The organism is Pontibacillus salicampi, assembly GCF_042434395.1.
Classification (GTDB): domain Bacteria; phylum Bacillota; class Bacilli; order Bacillales; family BH030062; genus Pontibacillus; species Pontibacillus salicampi.
The window spans coordinates 281,951-301,458 of the sequence record NZ_JBHLTP010000013.1; the positions used below are offsets into that span (position 1 = coordinate 281,951).

Annotated in this window: 16 protein-coding genes; all 16 read left to right on the forward strand. The window is 43.1% G+C overall.

The annotated features are described in order from the left end of the window. Window positions 1-51: 51 nt before the first annotated feature. Window positions 52-2,517, forward strand: a complete 2,466-nt coding sequence (locus ACFFGV_RS16940; protein WP_377350365.1) for a cell wall-binding repeat-containing protein — start codon at window positions 52-54, stop codon at window positions 2,515-2,517. A gap of 224 nt (window positions 2,518-2,741) precedes the next feature. After that, a complete protein-coding gene (locus ACFFGV_RS16945) occupies window positions 2,742-3,566 on the forward strand; it encodes a sulfotransferase family protein (protein WP_377350368.1) in 825 nt (274 codons plus the stop codon). A gap of 113 nt (window positions 3,567-3,679) precedes the next feature. Further along, entirely contained in the window at window positions 3,680-5,467 is a 1,788-nt protein-coding gene (locus ACFFGV_RS16950; protein ID WP_377350370.1) for a DUF6020 family protein, read from the forward strand. Then, window positions 5,464-6,435, forward strand: coding sequence for a DPM/DPG synthase family glycosyltransferase (locus tag ACFFGV_RS16955; protein ID WP_377350372.1), 972 nt, complete (start codon window positions 5,464-5,466; stop codon window positions 6,433-6,435). Before ACFFGV_RS16950 ends, ACFFGV_RS16955 begins: the two co-directional genes overlap by 4 nt. Next, a complete protein-coding gene (locus ACFFGV_RS16960; protein WP_377350374.1) occupies window positions 6,422-8,173 on the forward strand; it encodes a DUF6020 family protein in 1,752 nt (583 codons plus the stop codon). The genes ACFFGV_RS16955 and ACFFGV_RS16960 overlap by 14 nt, the downstream gene beginning before the upstream one ends. Continuing rightward, window positions 8,166-8,513, forward strand: a complete 348-nt coding sequence (locus ACFFGV_RS16965; protein ID WP_377350377.1) for an EamA family transporter — start codon at window positions 8,166-8,168, stop codon at window positions 8,511-8,513. The genes ACFFGV_RS16960 and ACFFGV_RS16965 overlap by 8 nt, the downstream gene beginning before the upstream one ends. Further along, window positions 8,503-8,835, forward strand: a complete 333-nt coding sequence (locus ACFFGV_RS16970; RefSeq protein ID WP_377350379.1) for an EamA family transporter — start codon at window positions 8,503-8,505, stop codon at window positions 8,833-8,835. The genes ACFFGV_RS16965 and ACFFGV_RS16970 overlap by 11 nt, the downstream gene beginning before the upstream one ends. Before the next feature lie 328 nt (window positions 8,836-9,163). Then, window positions 9,164-11,404, forward strand: coding sequence for a cell wall-binding repeat-containing protein (locus ACFFGV_RS16975; protein WP_377350381.1), 2,241 nt, complete (start codon window positions 9,164-9,166; stop codon window positions 11,402-11,404). A gap of 18 nt (window positions 11,405-11,422) precedes the next feature. Continuing rightward, a complete protein-coding gene (locus ACFFGV_RS16980) occupies window positions 11,423-12,292 on the forward strand; it encodes a hypothetical protein (protein WP_377350383.1) in 870 nt (289 codons plus the stop codon). A 298-nt stretch (window positions 12,293-12,590) separates the two neighbouring features. Next, entirely contained in the window at window positions 12,591-14,114 is a 1,524-nt protein-coding gene (gene murJ, locus ACFFGV_RS16985; RefSeq protein WP_377350385.1) for a murein biosynthesis integral membrane protein MurJ, read from the forward strand. Beyond that, on the forward strand, window positions 14,111-15,004 hold the full coding sequence (locus ACFFGV_RS16990; RefSeq protein ID WP_377350387.1) for a PIG-L deacetylase family protein: 894 nt from the start codon (window positions 14,111-14,113) through the stop codon (window positions 15,002-15,004). Before murJ ends, ACFFGV_RS16990 begins: the two co-directional genes overlap by 4 nt. 87 nt (window positions 15,005-15,091) lie before the next feature. After that, window positions 15,092-16,465, forward strand: coding sequence for an O-antigen ligase family protein (locus ACFFGV_RS16995; protein ID WP_377350390.1), 1,374 nt, complete (start codon window positions 15,092-15,094; stop codon window positions 16,463-16,465). Between the two features lie 2 nt (window positions 16,466-16,467). Then, complete coding sequence (locus ACFFGV_RS17000; RefSeq protein ID WP_377350393.1) at window positions 16,468-17,565, forward strand: glycosyltransferase; 1,098 nt, start codon at window positions 16,468-16,470, stop codon at window positions 17,563-17,565. Window positions 17,566-17,567: 2 nt separating this feature from the next. Further along, window positions 17,568-18,041, forward strand: coding sequence for a PssD/Cps14F family polysaccharide biosynthesis glycosyltransferase (pssD, locus tag ACFFGV_RS17005; protein ID WP_377350395.1), 474 nt, complete (start codon window positions 17,568-17,570; stop codon window positions 18,039-18,041). Next, the gene (gene pssE, locus ACFFGV_RS17010) at window positions 18,038-18,517 is read left to right on the forward strand and encodes a PssE/Cps14G family polysaccharide biosynthesis glycosyltransferase (RefSeq protein WP_377350398.1); all 480 of its coding nucleotides are present in this window, start codon (window positions 18,038-18,040) and stop codon (window positions 18,515-18,517) included. The genes pssD and pssE overlap by 4 nt, the downstream gene beginning before the upstream one ends. Window positions 18,518-18,612: 95 nt before the next feature. After that, on the forward strand, window positions 18,613-19,497 hold the full coding sequence (galU, locus tag ACFFGV_RS17015; protein WP_377350400.1) for a UTP--glucose-1-phosphate uridylyltransferase GalU: 885 nt from the start codon (window positions 18,613-18,615) through the stop codon (window positions 19,495-19,497). Window positions 19,498-19,508: the final 11 nt, after the last annotated feature.

Below are 19,508 nucleotides of genomic sequence, written 5' to 3' on the forward strand. Positions count from 1 at the left end.
ATTTAGGGGAAGTCATAAGCACTACAAAAAAAGGGAGAAGGGATTGATCGTATGAAAATGTTGAAGCCTATCGCAACCGTTGCTTCAGCAAGTGCTATTGCCCTCGGGTTATTCGCAGCCCCGACAGGCCAAAATGTAAACGCTGCAGAAACAGATTTCGACCTCACAATTGTACACACAAACGACACACATGCTCACTGGGACAATGCTGCTCGTCGTGCAACAGTTATCGACACGATTCGCAGTGACCGAGCAAACTCTTTACTGCTGGATGCTGGGGATAATTTCTCTGGAACCTTGTACTACAACCAGTACAAAGGAAAAGCAGCAGCAGATTTCCTAAACATACTTAACTATGATGCAGTCATCCCTGGTAACCATGAATTTGATGACGGACCAAAGACCTTTGCTGACTTTATCAAGATGGCAGAATTCCCAATACTTAGCTCGAACATTGATTACAGCAAGCAGAGTGACCTAAATGCGCTGTATCAGGACGAAATTGGCATGCCTGGCGACAATGGAAAGATTTATCCAGCATCGATTATGGATGTGAACGGGGAGAAGGTAGGTCTATTTGGTCTGACTACAGAAGAAACGACTACCCTGTCAAGCCCTGGTAAAGACCTTACTTTCCAAGATCACCAGCAAAAAGCAGAAGATACTATTGCTATGCTGGAAGCTGAAGGTGTAGACAAAATTGTTGCTATTACACATCTTGGGTACACGTATGATCAACAGCTTGCTCAAAACGTAGAAGGCTTAGATGTTATCGTGGGCGGACACAGCCACACGAAAGTGGATAATGGAACGGTTTATAATGAAGATAGTGAGCCTACAATTGTGGTACAGGCTGATGAGTACGGAAATTATGTTGGCGACCTTCAAGTAACGTTTGATGATAAGGGCGTATTAACAGATTGGAATGAACAGCTCGTTGAAGTGGATGCTGAAGACGAGAATGGTGAAAAAGTATATGCAGAGGATGCAGATGTAAAGAAATTAGTAGAAGAACTACAAGCTCCTCTTGAGGAAATGAAGAAGGAAAAAGTAGGCGAAACGTCTGTAGCATTAGATGGAGTACGGGAAAATGTACGTCAGGGGGAAACGAACCTTGGTAACCTAATCACCGATTCCATGCTAGCGAAGGCGAAGGATAAGGAGCCTGCAACATCTATCGCTTTCACAAACGGTGGTGGCATTCGTGCTTCTGTAGATAGTGGTGAGATTACATTAGGTGAAGTACTAACGGTAATGCCATTTGGCAACACGCTCGTAACCCTTGATTTAACTGGGGAAGAGCTTATGATGGCTTTGGAAAACGGTGTGAGTGACCTGGAGAACATGGGCGGACGCTTCCTGCAGGTTTCTGGCATGAAATATTCCTTTGATCGCTCTGAAGAGCCGAACAGCCGGATTTTAAATGCGATGGTAAAAACAGAAAACGGCTATGAGAAGATAGAGAAAAAGAAGACCTATAAAGTAGCTACCAACGCGTTCATCGCAAATGGTGGCGATGGCTATGAAGTTCTAAATAAAGCAACAGAAGATGGCCGTATTACAGAATTGTTCTTTGCTGATTACGAAGTATTTAACGAGTACCTAAAAGAAAATGATACGGTTGCTCCAAAAGAAGAAGGAAGAATCGTAGAGAAGACAAGAGTAAATGGAACAAACCGCTATGAAACAGCTGTAGAAGTATCGAAAAGCGGCTGGACAAAAGCGGACACAGTTGTCATTGCTCGAGCAGATGAGTTTGCTGATGCTCTTGCAGGAGCACCACTTGCTTATAAATATGACGCTCCTATTCTGTTAACAGATTCTGACTATATTGTCGGTGAAGTGAAGCAGGAAATTGAAAGACTTGGTGCTAAGAACGCTATTGTCCTTGGCGGTCCAAATGCGATTTCCAACTATTCCTTCTATCAACTAAGAGGAATGGGACTTGACGTTGACCGTGTCAACGGGACAAATCGTTATGAAACAGCTGCAGCTATTGCGGCTCGTTTAGACGGAAATCCTGAAAATGTTGTCATTGCGGATGGAAGCAACTACCCAGATGCGCTTGCGGTAGCACCTCATGCTGCACGTAATGGATACCCAATTCTACTTGCTAAAGGGGACGAGCTTCCAGAGAGCACAGATCGTGCACTTCGTGGATTTGATAAGAGTATTATTGTAGGTGGCCCTGGTGCAGTTTCGGAGAAAACGGAAGCAGAGCTTCCAAACCCTACTCGCTATAATGGAACGAATCGTTACGAAACAGCTGCAGAAATTGCCAACGCTATGGCAACAGATAAAGGAAAAGCTTATGTATCAACAGGCGAGAACTTCGCTGATGCTCTTTCCGGCTCTGTCCTTGCTGCCAAACAGGAAGCATCTATGATTCTAGTAAACAACAAAGTACCGAAGGAATTCCAAGACTTTATTCAAGATAAGACCGTAAATGATTTCCAAATCCTTGGTGGACCTAACGCAGTCAGCCAAGAAGTAGTAGATATGCTGCAGCAAAACTAAAGAAGTAAAGCCGCCATGGGATTTCATGGCGGCTTTTTCATGGGAAGAAAGTGCTTGGAGATTTCCATCAGGCACACCTTCGTTTTAAGCCTTCAATGGTAATCCTGGCACTGTTACTTTTCTTAATGCAAAGATACGGTAGCAAATATCATTTGGTTTACGAATATGATATAATTCGTCAAGTAATGACATTAACTAACTGGAAAACCAAGAGGTGAACCTCCATGAAAAAATTGCTTCGAAAAGTGTATCATCTACCGACTACGATTAAGCGATACCGTCTGAATCAGACCTCGGAAATTCATGATAGTCCAATCTTTGTAATTGGAAATCAAAAGAGTGGTACATCAGCGATTGGAGCATTGTTAGCTGACTTAACAGATAAGTCCGTCGCTATTGATCTGCCAGGTATTTTAGAGCCTACCCAGCTTAAGATTCATAATGGAGAGCTATCGTTTGATGATTTTGTCGATAACAATAAATACGATTTCTCCAAGGAAATTATTAAGGAGCCTTCTTTAACGTTTCTATATGAAGATATCGTAAAACGATTCCCGGATTCGAAGTTTGTCTTTATCATTAGAGACCCTCGTGACAATATACGAAGCATCTTAAATCGTGTGAAGCTGGAGGGGGATTTAGATCGTATTGATGACCCTGAAAGCCAGCACAAATTAGCTCAGGCCCCGAAGGATTGGGAGCGTGTAATTGACAGTAGGTGGATGGGAGTGCCAGGAGATAATTATATCGAGTGGATGTCCTATCGCTGGAATTGGGCTACGGATTTATATAAGAAGCATGCGGATAATATGATACTTATTCGATATGAAGATTTCTCTAAAGACAAAGAAGGGCAAATCAAACAGCTAGCGGAACAGCTCGGTCTATCAGCTGTAAATGATATTTCTGATAAAGTAGATATACAATATCAGCCAGCTGGTAATAAGAAAGTAGATAAAAAAGAGTTCTTCGGGGAAGCCAACCTAAAACGAATTGAGTCTATTTGTGAGGAACGGATGGAAGAATTCGGATATAAACCAATGCTGTAAACGAAGGAAGGACCACTTCAAACATTCAGGTGGTTCTTTTTCTTGGTGTGTATATGGAAGAGATAAGTAATATATGACTTTTCCTATCTAAACTGGTGAATATAGGGAGAGGAATGGGAAGGGAAGTAGGGAAACAATTGAAAGAGTTCAGAGTGATGATATGGACCATTGGATTGTCCTTTCTTGGATCAGTTGCGATGATATCGCTCTATCAATCCTATTTAGCAACATCTTGGGTAGTTCAAGGTCTTGTTTGGCTTGTCATGTTTGGCATGTGCTATTCCTTTTCCCGACACCTTCGTAGCGGGCGTAAGGGAATACTGAGGTGGTTCAGGGATAGGATAAATGTTCTTTTCGTATTTGGGTATTCCTTTCTATTATGGTTAAGTATGCGAGGTACGATGGAGCATCTTCACGATAATGCATGGTATGTGACAGCCTTTGTTTATGTTGGCTCCTATCTTAGTCTTTGCTTAACGGTTTGGTATGTAGGATATCTATTAACCAAGCATTCCTATCCATCGATAACGAGACGTTCCTCTTATAGGTGGATATGGTGGTATGCCTTGCCAATGATACTATCGTGGGGGCTGTACCTGCTAGCTTTTTACCCTGGAATAATGGGCAGTGATTCTCATAGTCACTGGGAACAAGCACATACACACGAATACAGTAATTGGCATCCTGTCCTGTACACCTGGTTCATCGAATGGCTGTTAAAGCTGTTCCATTCTCCAGCAACAGTTGCTTTTGCTCAAATTATATTGTTAGCCACTATTGTAGGATATGGGCTATATAGCTTTCGTAAAGTGGGAATGGAGAAGCGCTTGCTATGGTTTGTTTCGTTGTTTCTAGCCCTTCTGCCTATTAATGGATTGTATTCGATACTCCTCCTAAAGGATGTGTTGTATTCAGGTAGTATCCTATTCGTTACGATTGTGCTGTTTAATATAGTCGCAACGCGAGGTAAGTGGTTGACTTCAGTAGGCCATCAGTTTATTTTCGGATTATCCATGTTCGGAATGGTGGCGTTTCGGCATAATGGCGTGTATATCGTATATGTTGTTCTTTTCCTGCTATGTGTTTGTTACTATAAATACATGATAAGAATCCTTCTACCTATGGCTGTCGTCCTATTTTTGTTCTATTATATTAGTGGACCTGTCTATGAAGAGATAGGAGTAAGTGAAAAGAATCCGAATGAGAAGCTAGGCATTCCGCAGCAGCAAATTGCCAATGTTCTGGTTCAGAATGGCAAGATAACCGACGAGCAAAAGGCTTATATCCATGACATTATGCCAATAGAAAAGTGGAAAGAGTATTATAATCCTACCTATACAGATCCAATAAAATTTGCAAAGTCTTATAACAGTGATGTCATTTTCGAGGAAGGGGATCCTTCCACGTTTTATAAAACATGGCTGAGCATTGTCGCGGAGAACCCTTATTTAGCAACAGAGGCGTTCTTAAAACAAACCTCCCTCGTATGGCAAATGCATCAACGATACACAGACAGACATGAGTACTATAATTTCAGGACCACCATCCAACAGCCAAACGATCATGGTCTACAAACAGAGCCTAAGCTGAATGGATTGAATGGCTTCTTAACTAAAGTAGCGGCCTTTACAGAACATCACATGTGGCCTGTTGTGTGGAGACCTGCTGTCTATGCAGCAATTCTGTTGCTTTCCTTGTTTATTGCCATCCGGAAAAACGGATGGAAGGCTGGTTTAGTAGGGCTGCCGGTACTGTTAAACATAGGAACGATTCTCGCTGGCATACCAGCCCAGCATTTTAGATACTTGTATGCTAATGTCCTCATATTTTTATTTCTTATTTTATTAGCGTTATGGAAGCAAGAAAATAAACCGATTCAGAAAAAGGAGCTAGAGCTATGAAAATTGCTGTTCTCATTCCCTGTTACAACGAGGAACAGACGATAGGGAATGTAATTGAAGACTTTAAGAAGGAGTTACCAGAAGCAGATATATATGTATATGATAACAACTCCAAGGATCGTACCTCGGAAGTAGCACGTAAGCACGGGGCGATTGTGAAGAAGGAGCTTCGCCAAGGAAAAGGGAATGTGGTTCGTTCCATGTTTCGTGAAATTGAAGCGGATTATTATGTCATGGTTGATGGAGACCAGACGTATCCTGCTTCGTTTGTGCACCATTTACTCGAGCCATTATACAAACGAGAAGCGAACATTGTAATTGGCGACCGTTTATCTAATGGAACGTACACGGAGGAGAATAAACGCCAATTCCATAATCTAGGGAACAACTTAGTACGTGGATTGATTAACTTCCTATATAAGAGTGATTTAAAGGATATTATGACAGGGTACCGTGCGTTTGATCGCTTATTTGTTAAATCGGCACCGGTGATGAGCCCTGGATTTGAGATTGAGACGGAAATGACTATTCATTCTCTGGACAAGCGGTTCATCATTAAGGAAATTCCTATTGATTATAAGGATCGACCAGAGGGCAGTGAATCGAAGCTGAACACGTTCAGTGACGGATTTAAAGTATTGAATAAAATCTTTACCCTGTTCAAGGAATATATGCCGATGTATTTCTTCTCCTTTTGGGCTGTGCTGTTCTTTATCGCAGGGTTAGGAACGGGCATTCCTGTTATTGCGGAATTCATCAGCACCGGATTTGTATCGAAGATTCCTTCTGCCATATTAGCAGTCGGCTTTGAGATTCTTGCTGTTCTATCCTTTGCTGTAGGATTAATTCTCCATACAGTAGCTGCGAACTTTAAGAAGCAGTATGAGCTGGAATTAAACCGAGTAACTCAAGAAATGAATTTTGACGTAAAAACAGATCAGAAGGAAGCTGAAAATGTACCGTCGTAATGGGTTAGAGCTCCTCTTTAGCATACTATTGGGGGTTATCAGTACCGTTTCCTTTGTATCACTATACCAGGCTATTTCTTATACGTCCTGGATAGTGCTGTTAGGAACCTTTATTATTTTTACAGTGTTGTATGCAATGTTCATTCGATATTTCTTGAGTAATCTGAATTCCTTTGTTGATTTTGTGAAAAGACCGGCTGTTGTTGCCGTTGTACTCATTTTTTCTTTATTGCTTTGGACTAGTCTTAGAAGCTCCTTAAGCTATTTAGAAGACAACAACTTATTTATCGTTTTATTTGTGTATCTTTTCTCTTACTTCACAATTGTTTCTTTGGTATTGGGAGCATTTCATCTTCTTGTTCATCGCTCGATGACACTTGTATGGACAGTCGTATCGCGGAAAAGAATTCTATGGTACGCTCTACCGTCTATTATTATTTTTTCCATTTATTTAATGGGATTCTTCCCTGGAAATATGAGTCCGGATTCCATGTCCCATTGGCGGCAGGTGCAGTCGCATGAATTCAGCAACTGGCACCCGGTTATGTACACATGGTATATGATTCTTTTAACATCGATATGGGAATCTCCAGCTATTATTGCTTTGTCCCAAATTGTTATCTTATCTCTCATTCTTGGGTATGGAATGTATCGGCTGGAAAGAAGCGGAGTGGAGAGGAAATGGCTCTGGCTTGTTGCCATCATCTTTGCTATCTTCCCTATAAACGGCGTGTTCTCCATTATTCTGTGGAAGGACATTCTATTTAACGCCTTTTTATTCTTATTCACCATCCTGATTTACAATATTGTCTCGACTAAAGGGAAGTGGATGAGCTCTTACGGTCATCTTGTCTTATTAGGGGCGACAGTGTTAGGGGTTAGCTTTTTGAGAAACAATGGCTTGCCTATCTTTATCGTCATGGCCATCCTGCTTATAATAGCGTACCGCTCGTATTGGAAGCAACTGTTGGTAACGCTCGGTGTCGTTGCTGGCATTAACTTCGTAGTTACAGGCCCTATCTATGAAGCAATGGATGTAAAACCGGCCAACCCAAACGAAGTGCTGAGTATTCCTACGCAGCAGTTTGGTAAGGTGATTCAAGAGGACGGTGAGCTAACTGCGGAGCAACAGCAGTATTTAGGAAAGATTCTCCCGCTTGAGACGTGGAAGAAAGAGTATTATCCGTATTTAACGGATTCTATCAAATTCCATGACGACTATAACTCAGATATTATCTTTGATGACTTTGGGTATTATTTAAGCACGTGGGCAGCGGTGCTGCAAAATAACGTTGGTTTGTATGTAGGTGCCTATTTAGATCAGACTTCATTGATTTGGCAAATAAACCAGCCAGAGGACGGGTACACGAATACCTTCTCGAGAAGAGTGTATCAGCCGAATGAATTTGGTATGGAAACAACTCCAGTCAGTACGACTCTTCACGATGTGATACGAACCAATTTGGAGCGTACTGAAGACTACCTGATGGAATTTATATGGCGTCCAGCTACGTACACCTTCTTCATTTTACTAACGGGAATAGCTCTTTTCTTTAAGAGTGGTGTTCGATCCCTTTTGATTATTCTGCCTGTTTTCTTAAATGCAGGAACGATCCTACTGGCCTTGCCTGCCCAGGATTTCCGTTACCAGTATGCCAACTTCCTGATTGCCTTCCTTATGGCAATCATCGGATTTATCACGTTGGACACAAAGAAAGAGAAGGTACCACATGAATAGCTTTATAGAATCCATTAAACGCAATAGAATCGGTATCGCCCTGATGGTGATGGCCTCCTTGATGACAGCACTCGGGCAAATGTTCTGGAAAATGTCTGATGGAGGCATCAACCTTCTATTAGTGGTCGGCTTTGTCCTCTACTTCCTCGGTGCCGTATTTATGATTATCTCGTTTCGATTTGGCAGCCTATCTGTTCTTCATCCATTGTTGAGTATCGGATATGTATTTGCCCTGTTCTTCGGTAGTATGATTTTACAGGAGACGATTACAGAGTCGAATCTGATCGGTACCTTGTGTATTATCGTAGGGGCTGCTCTAATTGGGGGTGGTGACAATTAAGTGGGTATTTGTTGTTATGCTGTTCACCCTGCTCGGATCGATTGGCGGCTTTTTCTTTAAAAGGGCAAGTGCTAACGGTCTCGAGATTAGTAAATACTTTATGACTCAATTGTTCATTGGGGGGGCGTTTTATGGGACCGGTGCTATATTAAATATCATTACGCTGCGATATTTACCGTACACCGTCGTATTCCCCTTAACGTCTATTACGTATGTGTGGACCTTCCTCCTGTCCTATTTCTTCCTGAAAGAGGTCATATCGCTTCGCAAGATCATCGGAGTCGGTCTTATTATCGCCGGATCCTTTTTCTTAATTATGTAAAAGCCTTCCTGATGGAGGGCTTTTTTTAGTTTTGTCGAAATATAGAAAATCAAAGAAATTTTTAGCGAATAAACACTTAAGACTAAAGGGTGGCGAGCCGATATAGTAGAGGAGTCAGGAGTTAACATTACGCCACCATTTCCTTCTATTTATCTACTTCTCATCTACTATTTCATATTACGTATTCGTACCAAATGCCTTTTTATGAGCACAACTATTGGATTAATTTACAAATTTTTTATCGAATAATGTAGAACTCTTTACTTACCATGGTATATAGTTTACATAGTGCTAAACACATGGAATAACATAACAGGGGAGGATTATCTTGAGAAAGAGCATTGTATTTATTCTGTTTGTCTCCGTTTTTGGAATGCTGTTCTTTCCGAACCCAGCACAGGCTGGCAGTAAGAACACCATTATCATAGATCCGGGACACGGCGGAAGATATACAGGGACAGCTGGCTATTCAGGCAATTCTACTGGATACGCCGAGAAGCATGCAAACCTGGAGGTATCTTTAAAGCTTAGAGACAAATTAGAACGCAGAGGCTACACCGTACATATGACCCGCACGAGCAACAGCAAGGATTTTGGTTACCCGCTTCATACGGATTTAGGGAACAGGTCCGACTTAGCAAATGAGCTAGCCGAAGGGAATAATAATCATACCATTCTTCTATCTGTCCACCATAACGCATCTGGCTGGTCTCCAAGTACTAGAGGGTATGAGACGTATTACTTCGATATTGAAAATGGTATCGACCAAAACTACCCACCAGACCCATTACAGATTGAATATTCACCAGAAAGCAGACGACTAGCACACACAATACATAATCAAATCATAAACAATGTACCAATTTCGGAGGGGCCGAACGGCATCAAGGCGAATGACTTGTTTGTTACACGAAATGCGCACATGCCTGCCGCATTGTTGGAATTAGGCTATATGTCTAACCCTGATGAAGAACGATTAATAAAGACGGATAAGTATCAGAACAAAGCATCAGAGGAAATTGCTAATGCAGTAGATCAATATTTTGACGTCTATGAAGTTTATGATCATGAGGATAATCGTTTGAAAATCTATGAATCTAAGAATAAAGCGTTAGACTATGCCAAATCAAAGAGTAACGTGTATGTGCTGGATAAGTCTAAGCAAAAGCAAATCTATAATAGTATTGCTAAAGACTTTGGAGTGTACCATACCTCTCAGGAGGACATCAACAAATTATTCGTATCCAAAGAAGATGCGATAAACTATGCAGAGGATTGGAAGCATACAAGAGTAGTCAACAATAAGACTGGCGACATTCTATGGTCGAACTATATGTCGAAAGACTTTGTCGTCCAGCAGAGATCAAACGGCACCATTTCTCGTCATTATCAGGAGGATCAGGCAATCGAGTATGCGAAGGATCACAAGGATACGCAGGTTGTTAATCTAACCAATGGGAAAGTGGTATGGAACAATTATTTAAGAACGAAATATAAAGTAACTCATGCCGAAAAAGGTGTATTGAAAGAATTTTATCACAAAGGCCCAGCGATTGATTATGCCGATACATGGGCAGGCACGACGGTAGTGAACATGAGAAACAATGCTACTGTGTGGGAAAATGACAAAAAAGCAGGGAGCTTCACCTTCCAAACAGAGGAAATTTCCTCTAATAACCGTGTTCGTACAGCGGTAGAGGTATCGAAGAAGCTGTATCCAAATGGCTTCTCATCTGGACACTCAGCTAAAACCGTCATCCTGGCCACAGCCCATGCCTACGCAGATGCATTATCTGCTGCACCATTGGCGGCACAGGAAGGGAACGCTCCTATTCTACTTACAAATCCAAACAGCATGGAACAAGAAGTGGAGCAGGAAATTCACCGCCTAAACACGAAGCGTGTAGTCATTCTCGGCGGACCAAATGCGGTATCAGCCTCCATTGAGGATAAGCTGGAAAAGAAAGGGCTGAGTGTAGACCGCATTGCCGGAAACAATCGAGTTCAAACAAACCAGAAAATCAATGATCGACTAGATGATGTCGACGGTGCAATGGTTGCTTCAAGCTCAAGCTTCCCGGACGCTCTTGGAGCCGCTCCTATTGCTGCTATGAAGGATTGGGCGATTGTATTAACCGATAAGACAATGGACCCGGCCAGTAAGGAGTATGTAAACTTTAAGGATGTAGCTATTGTAGGCGGTGACGGAGTCGTTTCCAATAGTGTCGAGAATGCTTTAATCGATCAAAACGGGAAGGATCGCGTCATTCGCTTAGCTGGGGACCAGCGATATGAAACACAAAATGAGATTCTTACCTATTTTGAAGAGGACATTTCCTCTGCTCATACATTGACCGCAACAGGGGAGAACTTCCCGGATGGGTTAACGGCATCCTCTTTAGCAGTCAAATACCACGCACCATTAGTATTAGTAGGAAAAGAAGTAGATCGTTCTATGGATGGCTTCCTACAACAATACGGAAACGAAAATGCGATCGAATCGTTGAAGGTCGTAGGCGGAGTGCTGAAGGATAACGTCGTCCATAATATTTCTAACTACTTAGACTAACCTCTGGAGGTGTCGACCATGCGAAAAACTCTGTATTGTATTCTGTTGGGAGCGCTGCTTGTATTAGCAGCCTGCTCCAATGACTCGTCGAAAGACATAGAGGATATGGATTCCAATGAAACAGATGCCAAACAATCCAATACCGATGAACAAGTAAGTGACGACCAGGCCGAGCAGGATACGTCCGACGGCAGCGAGGAAGAAGGCAATCCATCCGATGAGGCAAGTGATGACACAGAGGATGATTCGTCGTCAGACAACGACAGTTCCGAGGGAAACACATCTGACTCATCAGAGGAGGAGAATGGAGATAATAATTCCTCCTCAGATAATGATTCAAAGCAGAACGAAGAAGAAAGCAACGACCTTTCTAAAGGATTGAATACGTATCGTCCGGAGGAAGGGATGACCAAGACCTTTATTCAGGATGACCAGTATGAAATCACCTTTAACATTGTGGCCACCAACAACACGCACCTACAACGGGTCATTCGCTTTGGGGACATTGAAACGCTGGAAATCCTAAAGTGGGTCGAGAACGACGTCTCTGTTGTCTATAAAGAGGAAAACCCTGAGAATACGAAGGACCAATTAGACTCCTTCGAGACCTTTGAGCCGCCAGAAACAATTATAGACCTTAAGCAAAAAGGCGAAGGCAAGAAAGATGAATGGCAAATCACGAAGGAAAACGCAACGGTCGAGCTCCCTTATAAAAAGCTCGACAATGTGATCGTCGTTCAAAAAACGCAAACCTCCAGCAGCTCTAATAAGAAATCGATCCTGACTAGATACTATGCCGAAGGACTAGGCATGGTAAAGGAAACACGAGAGACAGACGGAAGCAATGGCTTTAAGTCTGTAGCAGAATTACAAAGCGTGAAGAAATAACAGGGAAGCCTCTATTCTATATGGAATAGGGGCTTTTTGCTTGTCGAGCCTTTTGTAGAAGAATGGATGGCATGAAAGCGAAGAAACGCTGTTGATGGCACAGCTATTATAGGCGATTGTGAGCACCTCAACCAAAAACAAGCTCCCCATCCGACAAGCGGATAGGGACGCTGCTGCAATTTCCTTCTCGGAAAAGTAAACAAAATGTAAAAAAGAAATCCTCTTCTGAGTTGTCGAAAAATGTTATACTATTCTGTGGTTATACTAACGAAAATGAATGATGAGCGAGGTATTTGGATTGAAGTCTAAACTAGGTCTGGCTAGTATTTTATTCCTGCTAGCAACGTTACTGTTAAAAATATCAGGGCTTGTCCGGGACATGGTCATTGCCTTCTACTTCGGTGGAAGCTTAGAGAGTGATGCGTTTTGGGCTGCTTTTATTATACCGAATATGATTATTTTGTTCTTCACGACAGGCATGAAGAATGCGCTGGTGCCTAGCTACATACAGGCTATTGAGAACAAGCGTCATGAGTATCATTTAAATCATGTGTTTACAGGAACCATACTGATCAGCCTGCTGATCTCAGTACTGGGAATCGTTCTGGCCCCGTATTATATTCCGCTTTTATATGGAGGATTAGGAGAAGAGGGGCACGACATTGCGATTGTCATCTCGATGATATTCTTCTCGTCTATCTTCTTCATCGGCATGAACGCTGTACTAGAGGCCTTCTTTGATGCTGAGAATCGGTTTGCTCTATCGATGGTGTCCCAAATCATCGTCATTGTATCGCTCATTTTAGGAGCGGTATTCTTCGCCGAAACATTAGGCGTTTATGCGCTCGGGTACGGTTATTTAGCTGGTACTATCCTATCCCTGCTCTTTAAGCTGGTGATTGTGTCGAAGCGGAACGTACCGAAGTTAACGTGGAAACTCGATTGGCCTGAGGTAAAGGATTTTTATATTGTCTTTTTCCCAGTCGCCTTGACCGTTGCAGTGGGACAAATTAACCTCGCAGTAGATAATGTTTTTGCTGCCCAGTTTAAGGACGGTGTCGTGACGAGCTTGAACTATGCGAAAAACCTTGTCCATTTCCCGCAGGCTATCTTTGGCGTGACGATTGGCACCATCATCTTCCCGCTTATTTCTAAAGCGAACTCTCAAAATGACCATCAGCTCTTTAAGAAGGGGATCGAGCAAGGGCTAACAACCATGCTGTTTATCCTGCTTCCATCGATCGCTGGTCTTATGCTCCTTATGCCTAATATTATCGAGCTGCTATACCAGCGTGGACAATTTGATGCGAACGCTACGAGGACTACAGTGGAAATTGCGTATTATTATGTAGGCTCTGTCCTGTTCTTCAGCCTTCACAATGTGATTAATAAAGGCTTCTATACGTTGAAAAAAGGACACCTCATTATGATTGTCGGCGGCTTTGCCATTTTATTAAACGCTGGATTGAACGTGCTCTTTACCAATTGGCTTGGCTATCGCGGCATTCCACTTGCCTCGTCGGTGATGGCAGTATTCTACGTGGGCACGTGCTTCCTCATCTTCCTGCGCCTCGTCGATGGGTTAAAACTTCGGATGATAGGGAAAGAATATGCCAAAATCATTTTAGCAGTAGCCGTCATGGCAGGTGCTGTGGTGGGTGTCTTGACCCTAGTGGAGGATTGGAATAATATCATGCAAATTATTACGGTAGCCATTAGTGGAGCCGTGGTCTATACAGGCAGTGTATTTGCGTTGAAGGTCGATACGATTAAGATTTTCACGAATAGATTCTTGAAGAAGAAGGGGAACCAAACGTCATGAATGTAAAACAAATGCTCATGAATGCTAGTGAGCCTATTATTAACCCGATTACGAAAGCAGTGTTAAAAAAGCATTATAATCGCAGCCTGGAGCTGTCAGAGCCAGGTCCATATAAGAGGGTCGTTGTATTTGCTCCCCATATGGATGATGAAACGATTGGAGCAGGAGGAACTATCCGTCGTCATCTCCAGGAAGGGGCCGAGGTCCATTGTATCTTCAGTACAGATGGAGCGAGCAGTGAGAGCGAGCTGCCGAAGGAAGAGCTGAGCCGCATGCGTAAGGAAGAAATGGAGAAGGTCAACACGATTCTTCACATGCACAGCATTCGCTATATGGATCTGCCAGACGGCCAAGTAGAAAGTAATGCACACTCTCAAGGACTGCTCCTGGAGCTATTGAAGGAAATTGATCCCGACTTAATCTATTGTACTCCTTTTGTAGATGCTCACCCCGATCACGTGGCAACGGGGGCGATACTTGCTGATACATTACAGCTATGGAACAAAGAGGATGTCACGGTTCGTTTATATGAAATCAATTGCCCTATCCCACCGGATGAAATAAACTGTGTTATAGATATTACCTCCACTTATGATACGAAAAAGAAAGCAATCGATAAGTTTTCTTCTCAAGTAATTGCCTTTGATGGCTTCTTAGCATTAAATCGTCTGAAGAAGAACCTGGTAAATGATGGAGCTGTGAAGGCGGCAGAAGCATTTATCGAGCTGTCTGAGGACGAGTTTATCAAGCAGTATGACGCCTTACGTCAGAAGAATTATGCCTACCACGAAATATTTAAACAAGCGAATAGAACGGTTACACTCCTGTGGGCTATTTACAAAAACTACCCACAGAAAAAACAGATGTATCAAGAAAGACTATTACAGTAGTAATAGAACATAGGTAAAAATGGAAGAGTATGAATAGAAAGTACCATTACTAAATTACGGAGATAGTCCGCTGGGGGAGAATAGAGTATGTTTGAGGGGAGAAAAACAAATCACTTAGTGAAATGGGCAGAAGCCTATTTCATTTTATTCATATTATTACAGCCGATTCTGGATATGACGGCGTATATTAATTTACCAATTTCAGAACCAATTCGAGTACTGACAATGGGGCTAGGATTTATCTATATCCTACTGCTTCCAAACACACGAGCCAAGAAATTTGCTTTAGGCTACATTGGGGTACTCGCCTTGTTTATGATCGCAAGCTTCGCGAACAATTTTGTATTTAAGGATCCATTCTCCTTGTCGGTGGAAATGATCTACATTATTAAAACAGTCTATGTACTCATGATGCTGATTATCTATTACTTTGTGTTTCAATCACTCAGTAAGCGAACCAACTGGCGAAACAGTGTTCAGAAGTACGTATTTATCAGTATGTCGATCATTGGGGTCGTAATGGTCGTATCCTCCATCACGGGAACGGGAAAACGCAGCTATGATGCCTTAGCGAAAGAGGGGCATTCCGGCTGGTTTTTCGCAGCCAATGAGCTCAGCGCCATTCTTGCTATGGGCTTTTCTGTCATGCTGCTATACTTCATGAGACAGTCTAATATCAAAACAAAGCTACTCTACATTCCGCTTTTGCTTAGCGCGATATGGGGGATTCTCACGGTAGGAACGAAAGTAGGTCTAGGCGGCCTGCTCATGGTGCTTGGCTTTGGCTCGTTAATCGCCTTTGTGGACATTTGGAAAAAGAAGCAATGGAGCAACGCCATCATTGTACCATTATTGCTGGCTGGCACGATTGCCATCATTCCATTCTCTGCTATCGGGAACAACCTGGGCTATACCGTTACGAAAATGCAAGAGGGCAACGGGGCGGATGGGACGGATCCTGCAACCGGTGAAGATGGATCCATTGACGGTCCAGACCGAACCGAGCAGGCAAAAGAGCTATTAAGCGGCCGGAATGATTTCTTACGAGATAAAATCAATCAATTTGAAGAAGCGAATATTTCCCAGAAGACACTAGGCATGGGACGCGGTGGCAACTATGAGGACGTTCCAAAGCTTGTAGAAATGGATTTCATCGATTGGTTCTTTAACTATGGGGTGCTGGGAATTATTATTTTGGCGCTTCCTATCGCATTCTTTGGCATTACCATCATCAAGCACTTAATCGAAACAAGATTCAAAGTGTTTGACGGAGAAACGCTATTAATCGGTATCGCTGTAGGATTAGGTCTTGGTACCGCATTCCTCGCTGGTCACGTGTTATCCTCACCAGCCTCTGGTATCTACCTTGTCTTATTCCTGGCTTATTTACACCATGCAACAAAGCCAACGGTGAAAAACGTGCAATCGGGTTCGAACGACATTAACAGTGAGGTTGGATAATCGTGAAAAAGATACTCGTCATAACCAACATGTATCCAGGGCGTATTAGCAAAACCTTTGGTATTTTTGTCAAGAACCAGGTAGAAGCACTGAGAAGTCACGGTACAGACGTAGATGTAGCAGCAGTGGATGATCCGAGGATGGGGAAGCCGAATGTGCTGAAGAAGTACACGAAATGGATGCTCCAGACGATGAGACAGCTCGTATCAAAGGGAAAGCAGTATGATGTGGTCCACGCTCATTACGTTTTCCCGAGCGGCTTCTTAGCGCTAGCCTTCAAGAAGCTGTTTGGCACCAAGCTAGTCGTGACAGCACATGGCGGGGATATTGATAAAATGCCCCACAAAAATGCCTTCATCTTTAACCAGACGAAGAACATCCTTCAAAACGCCGACCATATCATCGCAGTCGGCGAAGCGTTGAAGGAGGAAATTGTCCAAACCTTTGGTGCTGATGAACAGCGCGTTACCATTATGAGCATGGGAGTCAATCGAGACGTGTTTACTCCGACCAATCAACAGGCTGCGAAGCAAAGGCTCGGCCTTGACCCGAATAAGAAGTCTCTCCTCTATGTAGGCAATATTATAGAAGCAAAAGGGCTAAGAGAGTTGCTGCAGGCCTATTCCTCTATAAAAGCAAAGGATGCTGATACAGCGCTCCATTTCGTCGGCAGCCCCAAGAAGGAAGCATTTCTACAGGAGCTGAAGCAGACGATAGAGGAGCAGACGATAGAAGATGTCTACTTCCTAGGACCCAAGCCGCAGCAGGAAGTCGCACTCTGGATGTCGGCAGCCGATGTATTTGTGTTACCGTCCTATATAGAAGGCTTCGGACTCGTAGCGGTAGAGGCCATGTCGTGTAACACTCCCGTTGTCGGGACAGATGTTGGTGGCCTATCCTACCTCCTGCGTAACGACCATGGGGTGTTGGTAGAGCCGAAAAATGAAGCGTCCTTACAGGAAGGAATCGAACGAGTGCTGTATAATAAAGAGTTACAGCACACGCTCACCACGAACGGAGAAAAGCAAGCACAAGATAATGATCAAGAAGTATTAACGAAACGACTTCAAGAGATCTACGAGAAGATCGGAGAGAACTAACCATGAAGAAAAACAAAAAGCTGCTGCTAATCTCGTCCATTGGCGGCCATTTAACTCAGCTTCTTCAATTAAAGCCACTATTTGAGAAGTATGAATATCATCTTGTCACAGAGAAATCGGAAATAACGAAGCAGCTAAAGGATACGTACCCAACCTCCCTGCTCGTCTATGGAGCGCGGAACTATCCTTTTCGCTATATCTTTAAATTTTCCTACAATATAATCAAGTCCTTCTTTATCTTTTTGAGGGAGCGACCTGACGTAGTCATTACTACAGGCGTGCACACCGCTGTACCGATGTGCTATATTGCCAAGCTGTTTCGGAAGAAGGTCATTTTCATTGAAAGCTTTGCAAAGTCATCCAGCCCAACCTTAGCCGGACGCATGGTGTACCCGATTGCCGATTTGTTTATCGTCCAATGGGAATCGATGTTAGACGTCTACCCTAACGCTGTATATGGAGGTAGTATCTATTGATTTTTGTTATACTAGGCACCCATGAGCTGCCATTTACCAGGCTGTTAGACGAAGTAGAACGACTAAAGCAATCAGGCGAGATTACAGACGAGGTTATAGTCCAAAACGGTAACACAGCCTATCAAACCGATGTCATGACATTAAAGCCGTTTGTAAGCTATGACGAGATGGATCAACTATTCGAGGACGCCCGACTCATTATTACCCACGCCGGAACAGGCTCTGTGACAACAGGACTGAAGAAGGGCAAGAAGGTCATTGCAGCAGCCCGCCTGCACAAATACGGCGAGCACAATGACGATCATCAATTGGAATTAGTGGATGTATTCCTCGAGCAAGGCTACATTGTAAGCTGGGACGATGGAGAGGATTTAGGAGAGGTCATGAAGGAAGCAGAGACCTTTGAACCAAAGCCATTCCAATCTGGAAAGCAGCAAATGTTTAACCTAATTGAAGATTTCATTGAGAAGATATAAGCCAAATCGCACTTTATGATTCACCCTGCAGAATATGGTAAACTGAAAACGGACGTTCATTCCTTGTATGAACTCTAATGAAGGAGCTGAAGCACATGAAAGTACGTAAAGCGATTATTCCAGCAGCAGGACTAGGCACACGCTTCCTGCCTGCCACAAAGGCGCAGCCGAAGGAAATGCTGCCGATTGTCGATAAACCAACCATTCAATATATTGTTGAAGAAGCAGTCGCTTCTGGCATAGAAGACATCATTATCGTATCCGGTCGTGGCAAAAGAGCCATCGAGGATCACTTTGACAAGTCTTATGAATTGGAAGAAAAGCTTGCCGAAAAAGGGAAGGACGACATGCTGCAGCAAGTACAGGAAATTTCAGAGCTAGCCAACATCCACTACATCCGTCAAAAGGAACAAAAAGGATTAGGACATGCTATCTCCTGTGCCAGTCGCTTCGTAGGAGACGAACCATTTGCCATCCTCCTTGGAGACGACATCGTACAATCAGAAGAGCCATGCTTAAAGCAGCTAATGGACGTTTACGAGCAAACCGAATCATCCGTTATCGGAGTACAATCCGTATCAGAGGACCTAGTTTCTAAATACGGCGTCGTTACCCCAGTAGAGGGTGCAGATACGACAAAGGACCAAATCGAAATTACCGATCTAGTGGAAAAGCCGAGCAAGGAAGAAGCACCATCCAACCTGGCCATCATGGGACGATACGTACTAACACCAGAAATCTTTAACATCTTAGAGACCCTCCCACCAGGAAACGGCGGCGAGATTCAATTAACAGACGCCATCAAGCAGCTGAATCAAGACCAGAAGGTAATCGCCTATAACTTCCATGGCACACGCTACGATATCGGGAACAAACTAGGCTTTATCGACGCAACGATTGATTTTGCGTTGAATCGAGAGGATTTGAAGGATGACGTTACACAATTACTTCAAGACAAATTAAATAAATTACATCAATGAAATTAGGTGAA